At 64.3% G+C, this 13,744-nt stretch carries 15 protein-coding genes; all 15 read right to left on the reverse strand.

The annotated features are described in order from the left end of the window. Positions 1–9 precede the first annotated feature (9 nt). The 15 genes from flhB to fliF all read right to left on the reverse strand — a co-directional run bounded on the left by flhB (position 10) and on the right by fliF (position 13,695). Positions 10–1,149 (reverse strand): flagellar biosynthesis protein FlhB, encoded by a 1,140-nt coding sequence (gene flhB, locus DWU99_RS15575; RefSeq protein WP_115478997.1) that lies wholly within the window; start codon positions 1,147–1,149, stop codon positions 10–12. A 166-nt stretch (positions 1,150–1,315) separates the two neighbouring features. After that, complete coding sequence (fliR, locus tag DWU99_RS15580; protein ID WP_233511170.1) at positions 1,316–2,083, reverse strand: flagellar biosynthetic protein FliR; 768 nt, start codon at positions 2,081–2,083, stop codon at positions 1,316–1,318. Beyond that, entirely contained in the window at positions 2,080–2,349 is a 270-nt protein-coding gene (fliQ, locus tag DWU99_RS15585) for a flagellar biosynthesis protein FliQ (protein ID WP_115478998.1), read from the reverse strand. The genes fliR and fliQ overlap by 4 nt, the downstream gene beginning before the upstream one ends. Before the next feature lie 22 nt (positions 2,350–2,371). Beyond that, positions 2,372–2,548 (reverse strand): hypothetical protein, encoded by a 177-nt coding sequence (locus DWU99_RS21020; RefSeq protein WP_158543312.1) that lies wholly within the window; start codon positions 2,546–2,548, stop codon positions 2,372–2,374. After that, positions 2,545–3,363: a flagellar type III secretion system pore protein FliP gene (gene fliP / locus DWU99_RS15590; RefSeq protein ID WP_267897532.1), complete on the reverse strand. Its 819-nt coding sequence runs from the start codon at positions 3,361–3,363 to the stop codon at positions 2,545–2,547. Before fliP ends, DWU99_RS21020 begins: the two co-directional genes overlap by 4 nt. After that, positions 3,360–3,743 carry a flagellar biosynthetic protein FliO gene (fliO, locus tag DWU99_RS15595; RefSeq protein ID WP_115478999.1) on the reverse strand — a complete coding sequence of 128 codons (384 nt, stop codon included), beginning with the start codon at positions 3,741–3,743 and terminating at the stop codon, positions 3,360–3,362. The genes fliP and fliO overlap by 4 nt, the downstream gene beginning before the upstream one ends. Next, positions 3,740–4,105, reverse strand: a complete 366-nt coding sequence (gene fliN, locus DWU99_RS15600) for a flagellar motor switch protein FliN (RefSeq protein WP_115479000.1) — start codon at positions 4,103–4,105, stop codon at positions 3,740–3,742. The genes fliO and fliN overlap by 4 nt, the downstream gene beginning before the upstream one ends. Continuing rightward, complete coding sequence (fliM, locus tag DWU99_RS15605) at positions 4,102–5,118, reverse strand: flagellar motor switch protein FliM (protein WP_115479001.1); 1,017 nt, start codon at positions 5,116–5,118, stop codon at positions 4,102–4,104. Before fliM ends, fliN begins: the two co-directional genes overlap by 4 nt. A gap of 13 nt (positions 5,119–5,131) precedes the next feature. Then, on the reverse strand, positions 5,132–5,623 hold the full coding sequence (locus DWU99_RS15610) for a flagellar basal body-associated FliL family protein (RefSeq protein ID WP_115479002.1): 492 nt from the start codon (positions 5,621–5,623) through the stop codon (positions 5,132–5,134). A 1,303-nt stretch (positions 5,624–6,926) separates the two neighbouring features. Continuing rightward, on the reverse strand, positions 6,927–8,282 hold the full coding sequence (locus DWU99_RS15615; protein ID WP_158543313.1) for a flagellar hook-length control protein FliK: 1,356 nt from the start codon (positions 8,280–8,282) through the stop codon (positions 6,927–6,929). A 70-nt stretch (positions 8,283–8,352) separates the two neighbouring features. Beyond that, on the reverse strand, positions 8,353–8,787 hold the full coding sequence (gene fliJ, locus DWU99_RS15620) for a flagellar export protein FliJ (protein ID WP_115479004.1): 435 nt from the start codon (positions 8,785–8,787) through the stop codon (positions 8,353–8,355). Further along, positions 8,784–10,151 (reverse strand): flagellar protein export ATPase FliI, encoded by a 1,368-nt coding sequence (fliI, locus tag DWU99_RS15625; protein ID WP_115479005.1) that lies wholly within the window; start codon positions 10,149–10,151, stop codon positions 8,784–8,786. The genes fliJ and fliI overlap by 4 nt, the downstream gene beginning before the upstream one ends. Further along, positions 10,148–10,786: a FliH/SctL family protein gene (locus DWU99_RS15630; protein WP_115479006.1), complete on the reverse strand. Its 639-nt coding sequence runs from the start codon at positions 10,784–10,786 to the stop codon at positions 10,148–10,150. The genes fliI and DWU99_RS15630 overlap by 4 nt, the downstream gene beginning before the upstream one ends. A 214-nt stretch (positions 10,787–11,000) precedes the next feature. After that, the gene (gene fliG / locus DWU99_RS15635; protein WP_115479007.1) at positions 11,001–12,011 is read right to left on the reverse strand and encodes a flagellar motor switch protein FliG; all 1,011 of its coding nucleotides are present in this window, start codon (positions 12,009–12,011) and stop codon (positions 11,001–11,003) included. Then, entirely contained in the window at positions 12,001–13,695 is a 1,695-nt protein-coding gene (gene fliF / locus DWU99_RS15640) for a flagellar basal-body MS-ring/collar protein FliF (protein ID WP_115479008.1), read from the reverse strand. The genes fliG and fliF overlap by 11 nt, the downstream gene beginning before the upstream one ends. Between the last annotated feature and the right edge of the window lie 49 nt (positions 13,696–13,744).

Consider the following 13,744-nt stretch of genomic DNA (forward strand, 5'->3'; position numbering starts at 1 on the left):
TTGATTCACTTACGGTTCGCGGTAACGGCCCTGCAGCTCCGGATCGACATCGGGCCTGGGTACCGTGGGAGCAGGACCGCCGCGTTCGACGGCCTGTTTGAGCTGATAGACGTAGGCGAGGATCTGCGCGACCGCCACGTACAGCGCGGCCGGAATTTCATGGCCGAGCTCGGTGGTGGCGTACAACGCGCGCGCCAGCGGCGGCGCCTCGACCAGCGGAATGTTGTGCGCGGCGGCGACCAGGCGGATCTGCTGCGCGAGCACGTCCACGCCCTTGGCGACCACGCGCGGCGCGCGCATGCGCGCATCGTCGTAACGCAAGGCGACGGCGAAGTGCGTGGGGTTCACCACGATCACGTCCGCCTTGGGCACTTCCTGGATCATGCGGCGGCGCGCCAGCTGGTGCTGCATCTGGCGGATGCGTCCCTTGAGCTGCGGATTGCCTTCGGTGTCCTTGTGCTCGTCCTTCACTTCCTGCTTGGACATGCGGTGACGGCGCCCGTAGTCGAAGCGCTGCCAGATCGCATCGATGCCGCCGATCACGCCCAGCACCACGGCGAACAGCAAGGCCGCGTGCGCGATCATCGAAAGCGCCTCGCCGATGCCGCTGTTCACCGAACCGGTACCGGTCGTCATCACGGCGGATTCGTCGTGACGCAACAACAGCACCAGCGCCACGCCGATGAAGACGACCTTGAGCAGCGACTTGGCAAGCTCGATCAGGCCATTGAGCGAGAACACCCGGCCGAAGCCCGCGATCGGATCGAGCCGCCCGAAGTTGGGCACAAGCGATTGCGTGCTGAAATTGAGTCCGCCGATCAGCACCGACGAACCCACCGCGGCCACCATCGTCGCGGCGAAGACCGGCGTCAGCAGCGCGAGCATTTCGCGCATCACCCCGCTCAGCACGCGCGTCATCAGGTGATCGCTGAACAAGGCATCGCGCGAATAATTCATGCCCATCGCGTAGATGTTGCGCATGTGCCCGTACATCGTCGCGCTGCCGGACATCAGCACGCTTGCGCCGGCCAGCACCACCATCGCGCCGGAAAGATCGCGCGAGCGCGGGATTTCGCCTTTTTCGCGCGCTTCCTGCAAGCGTTTTTCCGACGCTTGTTCGGTGCGGTCTTCATTCTCCGTATCAGCCATGCCTCAACCCTCCGAGACACGCCCCCTCCCCTGCGTGCAGCAGGGGAGGGTTGGGGTGGGGTGAAACCCGCCACGAGAGACAAGAGCGCTACTCCCTCCCAGCCTCCCCCTGCAAGCAGGGGGAGGAGTCAGAGGCCGCGCAATGAGGAAGACGTGGCTGCGCATATCAAAACCCCGCCAAATGCTGCATCAAACCCCAACCCACGGACTGCAACGCGCTGTATGCGCTCGCAAATCCGCGCATCGCCATCCATAGCGCAATGAAGCCCAGGCAGATGCTGATCGGAAATCCGACCGCAAACAGATTCATCGACGGCGACGCGCGGCTGGTGGCCGCAAAGCCGATATTCACCAACAACAAGGCCGTCATCGCGGGCAGCGCCACGCGCAAGGCGCCGGAGAACAAGTTGCCGCCCGCCGCCACGACGGCGAACAGCGATTTTTCGTCGAGGCCCGTCGCGCCGGGCGGCAAGCTGCGAAAACTGTCGGCGAACAGCGAGATCACCTGCAGATGACCGTCCATCGCCAGGAACAGCAGGCTCACCATCACCAGATAGAACTGGCCCAGCACCGGCACGCTGGTGTTGGTGGTCGGGTCGACCAGTTCGGCAAATCCCAGGCCCATGCTTTGGCCGATCAGGATGCCGCCATAAGAGGCCGCCTGGAAAATCAGCTGCAGCACGAAACCGATGCTGCCGCCGATCAGTACCTGCGCCACCATGGTGGCGGCGCCGGTCGCACTGAACAGATCCATCTGCGTCGGCGCCAGCGGCGCGAGCACCATGGTGAGCAGCACCATGATCGCCACGCGAATGCGCGCAGGCATCACCATCGCGCTGAAGATCGGCGCCACCATGCAGAAGCCGCCGACGCGACCCAGCGCCCAGAGCATGCCGGACAGCCAGTAGATCAGCGTCGACATCTCGATCGTCACTTGATGGCCCCCGGCAGGCCGACAATGATGTCGTGCGTGAACTGCATCAGCGTGTGCAGCATCCACGGTCCGAGCAGCAACCCCACCACGGCCATCGCCAGCAGCTTGGGAATGAAGCTCAGCGTCATTTCGTGAATCTGCGTGGCGGCCTGGATGATGCCCACCAGCAGGCCCACCAACAGCCCCGTCAGCAACATCGGCGCGGCCACCAGCATCGCCACGTACAGCGCGTGCTGGCCGAAGTTGATGACCCATTCCGGCGTCATGCGCGGCTCCTGCTTTTGCTCGTCATTGACCGGCTCCGCCGTTGTAAAGCGCCTCGGCGCAGGCCGGAATCCAGTGTCGGAAGCGATTCAATTTTTGCGGCAAGTCCATGCCGTGCTGACACTGGATCCCGGCCTGCGCCGGGATGACGGTGAGGTAAAAGGGAGTCGTGAAGTGATTGGAGACGTCACGGCGAGTCATGTGTAAAAGCTCCCCGCCAGCGTGCCGATCAGCAGCGACCAACCGTCGACCATCACGAACAGCATGATCTTGAACGGCAAGGAGATGATCATCGGCGACACCATCGCCATGCCCATCGACATCAGCACGCTCGCCACCACGATGTCGATCACCAGGAACGGAATGAACAGCAGGAAGCCCATCTGGAACGCGGTCTTCAGTTCGCTCGTCACAAACGCGGGCATCGCCACGCGGAACGGCACGTCGTCCTTGCTCGCATAGGGCTGCTCTTTGGCCAGATGCGTGAAAAGCTGCAGATCGGAATCGCGCGTCTGGTCCAGCATGAAGTGCTTGAACGGCGCGCTGGCGGCAGGCAACGCCTGCTCCGCGCTCATCTGATGATCCATGTACGGCTTGACGCCGTCCTGATACGAGCGGCTGATCACGGGCGACATCACGAACATGGTCAGGAACAGGGCCAGTCCCAGCAGCACCTGGTTGGGCGGCGTGGACTGCGTGGCCAAAGCCTGGCGCAGAAAGCTCAGCACGATGATGATGCGGGTGAACGAGGTCATCATCAGCAGCACCGCGGGCAACATGGTGAGCACTGTCATCAGTGCCACCACCTGCAGCGACAGGCTCCAGTTCTGACCGGCGCCCGCGTTCTGCACCGTCAGCACCGGAATGCCGGCGGACGATGAGGACAGAGGTGCGATCGGTGCAATCGCATTGGAAGAACTTGTCGTTGTTGTCGACGTCGTCGTCGCCGCATGCGCGCCGAACGACACGAACAACATCAGGAACAACGGAAACAACCGGCGCAGAAACGTCTTCATCCGTTGCGTCTCCAGCGGCCGAGCAACTCCGCGAACGGCGGCACGACGGGCGCCTGCGGTTCTTCGGCGGACACGGTACCTTCGTAAACATGCAGGGCGCGCACGCCACCCGCCCCTACGCCCACCAGCAGGCGCTTGCCGTCGGCTTCGATCAGCAGCACGCGCTCGCGTGCGCTGATCGACATCGACTCGACGCAACGCAGGCGGCGTCCGCCGATGAGCTGGCGCGATTGCAGACGCTTCGTCAGCCAGCCCGCGGCAAAGATCAGCGCCACGATGCCGCCCAGGCTCAACAGCACCCGGATCAATTCGCCGGTCACGTTGACATCGGGCACGCTCGCCATCGGCGCGCGCGCCAGCGCGGACAGAACAAGGCTCATCGCAGCTTCCGCACGCGCTCGGCCGGACTGATCACGTCGGTCAGGCGAATACCGAACTTTTCGTTGATGACGACCACTTCGCCATGCGCCACCAGCGTGCCGTTGACGAAGACGTCGAGCGGTTCGCCGGCTGCGCGGTCGAGCTCCACCACCGAGCCCTGGTTGAGCTGCAGCAGGTTGCGGATGCTGATGCGGGTGCGGCCGACTTCCATCGCCAGCGTCACCGGGACATCGAGAATCATGTCGAGGCTGACATCGGCGTTCTCGCCACCCGCTGCATCCAGGTTGTCGAACTCGAGTGGGCTATCGCCTTTTTTTGCGGAGCCGTTGAGGACGTTTGCGGAATCGTTGCTCTGGTTCATACGATTTTTTCTGGTGTGAAGTCGAGGGTGGGAAGCGGTGCGCGGCGGCCGGCCGCGACTTTGTAGCGAACGGCATAGCGGCCGTTGGACTGGCCGTAGTGACCGCGGAAGATCGGCACGTCTTCCGCGAAAATCGTGGTGACGTCGGGCAGGCTGACGGGAATGACGTCGCCGACGCGCAGGCCGAGGAAGTCGCCGATATTGATCTGCGTTTCCAGCAACAGCGAGCTGAGCTCCACTTCGGCGTCCATCACTTCGTCGTGCAGGCAATGGATCCAGCGCTCGTCGCGTTCGCCCATGCGGTCGCTCTGCACGCCCGCGTCGAGCATGGTGCGGATCGGCTCGACCATCGAATAAGGCAGGGTGAGGTGCACTTCGCCGCCGCCGCCGTCGAGCTCCACGTGGAAGCGCGACACCACCACCGTTTCGGTCGGACTGACGATGTTGGCGAACTGCGGATTGATTTCGGAATTGAGGAATTCGAACTGCACCTGCATCGCCGGCGCCCAGGCTTCGACCATGGCGCCGAACACCTCATGCAGCAGGATCTGGATCACGCGGTTCTCGGTGGGCGTGAAGTCGCGGCCCTCGATGCGCGCGTGATAGCGCCCGTCCCCGCCGAAGAAATTGTCGATGACGGTGAAGACCAGGCGCGGCTCCATCACCGCAAGCGCCGTGCCGCGCAGCGGCTTGACGCGAATCAGGTTGAGATTGCTCGGCACCGCCAGCCCATGCACGTACTCGCTGAACTTCACCATTTTCACGCCGAGCACCGACACTTCGCAGGTCTTGCGCAGCACGCCGAACAAGGCGGTGCGAAAGAAGCGCGCGAAGCGGTCGTTGATCATTTCCAGCGTCGGCAGGCGGCCGCGCACGATGCGGTCCTGCTGCGTGAAATCGAAATCGAGCACCGTGCCCGGCGGCGGCGGCACGTCGCTTTCGGTTTCGATCTTGCCGCCATCCACGCCGTTGAGCAGGGCGTCGATTTCTTCCTGTGAAAGCAGATCGCTCATCGCGGAGTCCCCGTCACTGCATCACGAAACTGGTGAAGTACAAGGCGTCGACATCCGGCTTGCCGATCTTGTCGGACACGACCTTGCGCACGGCCTGCAATGCCTGGGTCTGCAGCTTGACCTTCCCGGCGGTATCGCTGAGCCCGGCGTAGGTCTGGCTGCTGAACAGCATCACCAGCGCATTGCGGATGACCGGATCGCTGTCTTTCACGGCCTGCACCGCGGCGGGATCGTGCGTCATGACCGTCACGCCCACTTGCAGATAGCGCGTGGAATCCTGGTCCTGGAAATTGACGACGAAGGCCGGATCCAGCGGCACGAACAATTCCGGCGCCTTGGGCGCCGCCGCATCGGCCGTCGCCTTCTGGGTGTGCTGTCCCATCACCATGTAGCCGCCGGCGCCGAGCAACAGCAGCACAACCACGCCGATGATCAACGGCATGCGATTGCTACGCTTCTTGGCGACGGTGGAAACTTCGTCCTGAATGTCTTCGGCGCTAGCCATGAATAACCCCAACTCCTGTGTATGTGATGACGCCTCGGCTCCAGCGGAGCGGGCGTGGTCTACAGGAGTTTTAGCAAGCGGCGTGCCACGCACAGGAATGGCATAGCGGCGCGCTTTTCCGTGTGTCGTGCTATGCGCGACGGCGTTTTATTGACGCGTGTCGGGATGCGGACGCCTGGTTCGTGTGGTGATTCCGTCGGCGTTGTCGTTCCGGCGACCGGCACGCACCTCTTACCGTCATTCCGGCGCAGGCCGGAATCCAGTGACCTTAGTCGTCATTCACGCCATGACGCCAGGTTGCTCGCCTGCGCGGCGGGCGTTTCGCGCGCTCATGTGTGCGCACGCTTCATTTCCGTCGTCCCGGCGAAAGCCGGGACCCAGTGACTTTGGTTTTGGCTGTGCTGGTGCGTTATCGCCAGATTGCTCGCCTGCGCGGCGGGCGTTTCGTCCTCTCATGTGTGCGCACGCCTCACGCTCGTCGTCCCGGCGAAAGCCGGGACCCAGTGACTTTGGCTTGTGATTGTGTTGGTGCGCGATCGCCAGGTTGCTCGCCTGCGCGGCGGGCGTTTCGACCGCCTGCCGGCGGCCGAGTCACTTTCTCTTGCTTGCCCAAGAGAAAGATAACCAAAGAGAAGGGCACCCCGGAGCCGGTGCTCTGCGGGCTACGCCCTCCGAGGCGTGAGCTGGGGCCGGGCTTTTCGACAGGGCTTCCTGCCCTGGCGAAAAGGGATCGGCATCCATGCCGATCCCCCTGCGGGCCTGATCGTCCCCACCTCACTCACCGCCTACGGGGACCCAGGGCGCGCGCAGCGCGCACTCTTCAAAAGAGCAACACCCAGGAGCCAAAGCAAAGAGCAAGAAGCAAAGACGTCGCGCGCTACGGCGTGCGCGCTCTTCCGGCGCTACGCGCGGGCATCGAGTGCGCGCAACGCGCGCTGCTCTGGCTTCTGCTCTTGACCTTGGGGCCCCTTGGACCCGGCGGAGGGATGGAGGATCAGCCCGAAGGGTGGCTGGCAGGGATGCCAGCCAGTTTTTCGTCAGGGCAGGAGGCCCTGTCGAAAAACCCCGCAATCCCTCCGCGCACTTTGCGGGCGAAGCCCGCAAAGCGGGTACTCGGGGCTGCCCTTTCTTTGGGTTACTTTTCTTTGGGCAAGCAAAGAAAAGTGACTCGGCCGCCGGCAAGCGGTCGAAACGCCCGCCGCGTAGGCGAGCAATCTGGCGATATCGCCAAAACAAAACCCGACGCCACTGGATCCCGGCCTACGCCGGGATGACGGTGAAGAAACGAAACGTGTTGCGTTTTTTAGGCGAAGGCGTCCAGAAGACCCACCGCCACACGCTCCACCTTGGACACAACGGAAGCATCCCCCACGTTATCCGAGTCGTCCGCCGACTGCCCACTCGCCTGCTGCTGCGGCTGACCACCAGACTGCTGCTGCGCCCCGTGCTGCCCCACCGTCGTATGCCCCAGTGAAAGCCCCTGACCACCCAACATCTGATTGAGCTGCCCCAAACCCTGCTGCACGGCGGCCACCGCAGCGGGATGCTGCGCCATGAACACCACGTCGACGCGACCATGCTCCACGCTGACCTTCACGTCGAGCGGCCCCAGATCCTGCGGATTCAAGCGAATCTGCGCCTGCTTCACATCCTGTCCGCTCAGCCAGGTCACCTGCTGTCCAAGCTCCTTGGCGAAGCTGGACGAACCTACTGGTGAATTCACCGAAAGACTGTGCCCTGTCGCGATGTTCGTGCCGGAGGGCGGCACCACGGCGGAGGTGTCGAACACACCGCGCAACGCGGACAGATCCGTCGCGCCTTGCGTCGGGCCATTCGCGGCCACCGACGGCGCTGACGCATCGGCAGCCACATGCGTGCCTGCAATCAGCGCGCCGGCCAACGCCTGCGTGCCGTCGCCGGCATTTTGCGAGGAAGCACTGTTGTCAGCACTGCTCGCGGCATTGGCGCTGCTGCCACCCGCATCATTGCCGTCGTCGTCATTAGTGCCCGCAACGGATGATTTCTGCACAGCCAAACTCGACTGTGCCGATGCGGAACCAGCGCCACTCGTCGCGACACCGCTTATCTGCGAAGTCGTTGCCTCGCCGTCGCCACCACCCTTGCCACCACGAGCCGCGATAGCGGCAGGTGAAGGAAGTGGCGGAACACCGACCACGGCCTGCAATGCATGCGATGCCTGCTGCGCCGTGCTGGCGGAGGGTTTGGTCGAACCTATCGAGGCAGGTTTTGCGGCCGTCACGGTTGTGGCGGCACCACTCGCGTCGCCGGTGGCCTTGTCGATAAGGCTCAGTACCGCGCTTGCCAATGTGTCGGCGCCCGAGGCATTCGAGCTGTCATCCGTCGCACCGCCCTGCCCCGCAGCGCCGGCATTCGCGTCGGTCGCCGACTGCGTTTGCGCACCCTGATTGTTGCCCGTGGGCGTGTTGCCGTTCTGATTGCTGTTTTGCTGCTGACCGTTCCGCTCCGCCTGCGTAGCGTTGTCGTCGGATGTCGACGCCTGCTGCTGCGCGTGTTGCAGATGGGAATCGAAGGCGGCATCGCCACCGCGCTGGTTGTTTCGCGCAGACGACGCCTGCGCCGCGCTGGCAGCCGAGGACTGGCTGGCCACGTTGACGGCGGGTAATGGGCTGGCGCTCATGCTTCGACACTCGTGCAGAGGGAAATCCCCGCTTGTGCAGCAAGATCCAAGCCAGGGCGAAAAGGGCCGTTCATGGCGTCCCCACGTTCCGGCGGCGGTACTGCATGCGCTCGTCCACTTCGGCCTGTTCCTGCCGTTGGTCGCGCTGCTGTTCCTGCTTGCGAAACCGCTCAACCACGGTATCGAGCGCGTTTTCGCGGGCATGCGCATGGAGCCAGCGCTCGCGCGCGCTGTCCACATGGCGCTGCAGACGCTCGACCGTGCGGCCCTGCTGGACGATGGCCTGGTCGATGCGTTCGACAAATTGTTGACGGTTGAGCAGCGCGCTCACCGTCAGACCGCCGGCGGCAACGCTGTAGTCCTGCCGGTAGCGCCTGAGATCTTCCAGCTGCTGTTCGGCATGCGCCAACTTTTGCTGATGATCGGCCAGGCGCTGCAGCGCATCCTTCTGACGACGCTGCGCCTGGTCCACGGCGGGCTGCAAGCGATCCGAACGCGATGTCATGCGGCAATCTCCCCAGCTAGAGCACCCAATCGCTCCTGCGCGGCGCGCAGTTCGACGGGGTCGTCGACTTCCTGTTGCAGAAAACGCACCAGGCGCGGCCACATGGCAATGGCCTGGTCGACCTGGACATCGGAACCTTTCTGGTAGGCACCCACCGCGATCAGATCCTGGCGCTGGCGATACGCGGAATAGACCTGGCGAAAACGCTGCGCGGCGCGCATCTGTTCTTTCGATACGACCGCCGGCATCACGCGGCTGATCGAGGCTTCGATGTCGATGGCGGGATAGTGGCCGGCTTCGGCGAGGTCGCGCGACAGCACGATATGGCCGTCCAGAATGGCACGCGCCGCATCGGCGATCGGGTCGTGGCGATAGTCGTCGCCTTCGGTGAGCACGGTATAGAACGCGGTGATCGAACCGCGGCCTTCGGCATCGTTGCCGGCACGCTCGACCAATGCGGGCAGCAAGGCGAACACCGACGGCGGATAACCCTTGGTCGCGGGCGGCTCGCCGATGGCGAGCGCGATTTCGCGTTGCGCCTGGGCGTAACGCGTGAGCGAATCCATCAACAACAGCACGCGCTGGCCGCGATCGCGAAACCACTCGGCAATCGCCGTGGCGTACTGCGCGCCACGCAGGCGCTTCAGCGGCGGCGCATCGGCAGGCGCGGCCACGATCACGGCGCGTTCGCGCCCTTCGTGGCCGAGCGTCTGCTCGACGAATTCCTTCACTTCGCGGCCGCGTTCGCCGATCAGGCCCACGACCACCACGTCGGCATCGGTGTAGCGCGTCATCATGCCGAGCAAGGTCGATTTGCCGACGCCGGAGCCGGCGAACAAACCCAGACGCTGGCCGCGTCCTACCGTCAGCAACGCGTTGATGGCGCATACGCCGGTATCGAGCGGCGTATCGATGGGTTTGCGCGCCATCGGATTGATCGGCTCGCGCTTGAGCGTGGCGTGGCCTTCCGCACGCAGCGGACCTTCGCCATCCAGCGGTACGCCATCCGCGCCGATGACGCGACCCAGCAGCGATTCGCCTACCGGCAAACCGCCGACGCGTGCGCAAGGACGCACGCGCGCATTCGGCAACACGCCGTGCATCTCGGTGACAGGCATCAGCAGCAGGCGTTCGTCGGCGAATCCGACAACTTCCGTATCCAGTTCGATGCCGTCGGCGGCATCAACGAGGCAACGCGAGCCGAGCGGCGCTTCGCAGCCTTCCGCTTCGAGCGTCAGTCCCACGACGCGGCGCAGACGACCTTCCGCCGTCAGCACTTGCGCAGCATGCGCACGCTGCGCGCGGCGCGTCAGCTGCTGTCGCCAGCGTTCGCGACGCACCTGCAGCGCGCTTTCGGCATTCATGGGGCGACCTCGGCTTCGCCATCGTCCAGATCGTCGCCGAGCACGGCATCGACCACGGCGGCAAGTCGTGTGCTGACGCGCGCATCCAGTCGCGAACGTTCGCTTTCGAGCACGCAGTCGCCGCGCTTGAGCGCGGGATCGGCGCCGAAGCGCCAGTGCGGTTCGCCGGCGCCCAGTTCGCGCAGCAGATCCATGTCGTGAGGATTCACCCACACACGCACATCGCGCGTGGCGGCGGGCAACGCGGCGGCGGCTTCGCGCACGGCGATGGCGATCAGCGAGGGATCGAGCTGAAGTTCACGGCCGACGACACGTTGTGCAATCACGGTCGCAAGCAATGCCAGTTCGCGTTCGGTGGCGTCGTCGAAGCTTGTCAGCGGACGCGCGGCGGCGGTGCAGATCGCATCCAGCCGCGCCAGTCGCTCATCCAATTGTTGCTTGGCGGCCGCGCGACCTTCCGCGACACCTGCCGCGTAACCTTCTTCGCGTGCTTGCCGTTCGATCTCTTCCAGTTCGTAGACGGTTGGGCCGGGGGCCGCTTCGGGTTCGGCCGCCCGCGTCGCCGGCTCGCCCATCGTGGGCGGTTCCCACCGATCGAATCCGGAAATCTTGTCGCGGCTGAGTACACCGACCATCAACGCACCCCACGCTCTGACTCCCTCTCCCCTTTGGGGAGAGGGTTGGGGTGAGGGGCCACGCTTGCATCAAGTTCCATCGTGGCGGCGCTGTGGCTCTTGAGTTGCTCGTGTGGCAACAAAGAAGCGTTTCGCGAGATTGCCCCCTCACCCCAGCCCTCTCCCCAAAGGGGAGAGGGAGTTGCAGCGCGAGGCAGGAAGGTAGCGCCGACCATCAGACGAACTCATCGCCGTTGGCGGTAAGACTGATCTGGCCGGCATCGGCCAGCTTGCGCGCGATGCCGAGCACTTCTTTCTGCGCGGCATCCACTTCGCTGAGCTTGACGGGGCCTTTCACTTCCAGGTCGTCGCGCAGCATGTCGGCCGCGCGCTTGGACATGTTGGCGAAAATCTTTTCGCGCACCGCGGGCTCCGAACCCTTCAATGCCACGATCAGGCGCGCCGACGGCACTTCGCGCAGCAGCGTCTGCATGCTGCGGTCGTCGATGTCGGCCAGGTCTTCGAAAACGAACATCAGTTCTTCGATCTTGCCGCCGAGGCCGGCGTCCTGGTTGCGGATCGCGCTCATGAGTTCCTGCTCGCGCGTGGTTTCCATCGCGTTGAGGATGTCCGCGGCGGCCTTGAGGCCGCCCACGGTGGCGGATTTCAACTTGGACGACGTGCCGGAAAACTGGCGCTCCATGATCTCGTCCAGTTCGTTCAACGCCTGCGGCTGCACGCCGTCGAGATTGGCGATGCGCATCACCGCGTCGCTGCGCGTGCGCGCCGGCAGGTAGCCGATCACTTCGGCGGCCTGGTCGGGTTCGAGATGCGCCAGCACCAGCGCGATGATCTGCGGGTGTTCCATGCCGATCATCTCGGCAATGGCGCGGCTTTCCATCCACTTGAGCGATTCGAGGCCCTTGGTGGATCGGCCGAGCAGAATGCGGTCGATCAGGCTGCCGGCCTTGGTTTCGCCGAGCGCGTTGACCAGCACCTTGCGGATGTATTCCTCGGTGCCGACACCGAGCGCGGTCTGCCGGCCGATGTCGTCGTTGAGCTTGCCGAGCACCAGTTCGACCTGGTCGCGCGACACGTTGCTGAGCGTGGCCATGGCGGTACCCACCGCCTGCACGTCGCGCGCGCTGAGATGCTTCAGCACTTCGGCCGCATCCTGTTCGCCCAGTGTCAGCAGCAGGATGGCGGCGCGCTGCGCACCATTGAGGGCCGGATGATCAGCTGCCATCGTCGCCCACCCAATTCATCACGACCTGAGCGACCTGCTTGGGATTTTCCTGCACGAGCTTGCGCGCGAGACCGATCTTCTGCTCGTACGCCATGTTCTGGATTTGCGGCGAGGTGATGCGCACCTGATCTTCGCGGTCGTCGCGCGGATCGTCGTTGATGCGCACCGACACGCTCGGAATCGGACCGGCCAGCGCATGCAGCGGCTCCGGACCGCGCAGCAGGCCCTTGAGCATGGGCTTGAGCAAGCCGAACGCGATCAACACCGCGATCAGAATGCCCGCACCCTGCTTGATCAGATCGAGCATGCCCGGGCGCTGCCAGAACGATTCGGTCACCGGCGCCGAGTTGTCGACGGGTGTCTCGGAGAACGCCTCGTTGATCACGCTCACGCTGTCACCGCGCTGTGCATCGAAGCCGACCGCGTTCTTGGTGAGATCGGTGAGGTGCTGCAATTCCTGCGTGGTGAGCGGAATGCTCTTGCCTTTGCCGTCCGGCGCGGGTTTGTTGTCGACCACGACGGCCACGGTCAGTCGTGCAAGGCGGCCTGCGGGATCGCTGACGTGGCTGACGGTGCGGCCCAGTTCATAATTGCGCGTCGAGCTCGACGAGGTATCGGTCGGCGTCGACGCCTGCGCGTTTGCGGCCGTCGCGCCGGGTGCGGCGGCATTCGGTGCGGTGCCTGCGTTGGGCTTGGCAGCGGTGGGTTGCGCCACGGTGTTCGGCGGCTGGTTGCTCAATGCACCAGCCACTTCGCCACCGGGAGCATCGCGCTTCTGGTCGCTGCTGGTCTGTTCGCTGCGCAGAGCCGGGTTGGCGCTGTCGTAGCTCTCGCTGGCTTTTTCCGTCTGGCTGAAATCGAGATCCACATCGACCTGCGCGCGAACGCGACCTGCACCCATCATCGGCGTGAGCAGATCCTCGATGCGCTGCGCATAACTGTTTTCCATGCGCGTGGCCAGGCGCATGCGCGTATCGTCCATCGCGGCGGGACTGTCAGGATCGGACACGGTGAGCAGCATGCCTTGCTGATCGACCACCGATACCTGCGAGGGATCGAGATCCGGCACGCTGGCGGAAACCAGGTGCACGATGGCGGAAACCTGGCTGCTGTCGAGCTGGCGACCGGGATACAAGGTGAGCAACACCGACGCGCTGGCCGGACGATTGTCGCGAATGAATGCGGACTGCTTCGGCAACGCCAGATGCACGCGCGCCGCGCGCACGAACTGCAGGCCCGCGATGGTGTTGCCCAGGTCCGTTTCCAGCATGTCCTGGTAATGCTTGCTTTCGGCCATGTCGCTCATGCCGAACGGCGAATCGTTTTGCGGCACCGTGGCGCCCGCGGTACTGCCCTGCGGCAAGCCCTGGCTGGCCAAACGCAGGCGCGTATCGGCCAGCACATCGGCGGGCACCGAAATGGAGGCGCCGTCGGCGCCCAGGCGATAAGGCGTATTGCTGGTTTGCAGTGCCTGCGTGACCGCTGCGGCATCCTTCGGATCCAGTCCCGCATACAGCAGCGCGAAGTTAGGTCCACGCGACCACAGCACGATGGCAACGCCCAAGGCGACGGCCCCCGCCACACCCACCAGCAAGAACAACAGGCGCGTGGTCGGATTGCGCAGGATGCTCTTGAGCTGATCCTGGCGCGTGGAGTTGCTGGGCGCGATAGTGTTTTCGGCCATGAAAACTGCTCAACCTGTGGGCGTCGTGCGGGGAGTGGATTCGAAGGTA

The sequence above is a fragment of the Dyella psychrodurans genome, assembly GCF_003363265.1.
GTDB lineage: Bacteria > Pseudomonadota > Gammaproteobacteria > Xanthomonadales > Rhodanobacteraceae > Dyella_B > Dyella_B psychrodurans.

What these genes read in the sequence shown, in the direction of transcription:
- fliF (WP_115479008.1), bottom strand. Translation starts at nt 13,695, where the DNA reads ATGGCCGAAAACACTATCGCGCCCAGCAACTCCACGCGCCAGGATCAG.
- fliN (WP_115479000.1), bottom strand. Translation starts at nt 4,105, where the DNA reads ATGAACCAGAGCAACGATTCCGCAAACGTCCTCAACGGCTCCGCAAAA.
- DWU99_RS21020 (WP_158543312.1), bottom strand. Translation starts at nt 2,548, where the DNA reads ATGACTCGCCGTGACGTCTCCAATCACTTCACGACTCCCTTTTACCTC.
- fliM (WP_115479001.1), bottom strand. Translation starts at nt 5,118, where the DNA reads ATGAGCGATCTGCTTTCACAGGAAGAAATCGACGCCCTGCTCAACGGC.
- DWU99_RS15610 (WP_115479002.1), bottom strand. Translation starts at nt 5,623, where the DNA reads ATGGCTAGCGCCGAAGACATTCAGGACGAAGTTTCCACCGTCGCCAAG.
- fliJ (WP_115479004.1), bottom strand. Translation starts at nt 8,787, where the DNA reads ATGACATCGCGTTCGGATCGCTTGCAGCCCGCCGTGGACCAGGCGCAG.
- fliO (WP_115478999.1), bottom strand. Translation starts at nt 3,743, where the DNA reads ATGAGCCTTGTTCTGTCCGCGCTGGCGCGCGCGCCGATGGCGAGCGTG.
- fliI (WP_115479005.1), bottom strand. Translation starts at nt 10,151, where the DNA reads ATGAATGCCGAAAGCGCGCTGCAGGTGCGTCGCGAACGCTGGCGACAG.
- fliQ (WP_115478998.1), bottom strand. Translation starts at nt 2,349, where the DNA reads ATGACGCCGGAATGGGTCATCAACTTCGGCCAGCACGCGCTGTACGTG.
- DWU99_RS15630 (WP_115479006.1), bottom strand. Translation starts at nt 10,786, where the DNA reads ATGGTCGGTGTACTCAGCCGCGACAAGATTTCCGGATTCGATCGGTGG.
- flhB (WP_115478997.1), bottom strand. Translation starts at nt 1,149, where the DNA reads ATGGCTGATACGGAGAATGAAGACCGCACCGAACAAGCGTCGGAAAAA.
- DWU99_RS15615 (WP_158543313.1), bottom strand. Translation starts at nt 8,282, where the DNA reads ATGAGCGCCAGCCCATTACCCGCCGTCAACGTGGCCAGCCAGTCCTCG.
- fliG (WP_115479007.1), bottom strand. Translation starts at nt 12,011, where the DNA reads ATGGCAGCTGATCATCCGGCCCTCAATGGTGCGCAGCGCGCCGCCATC.
- fliP (WP_267897532.1), bottom strand. Translation starts at nt 3,363, where the DNA reads ATGAAGACGTTTCTGCGCCGGTTGTTTCCGTTGTTCCTGATGTTGTTC.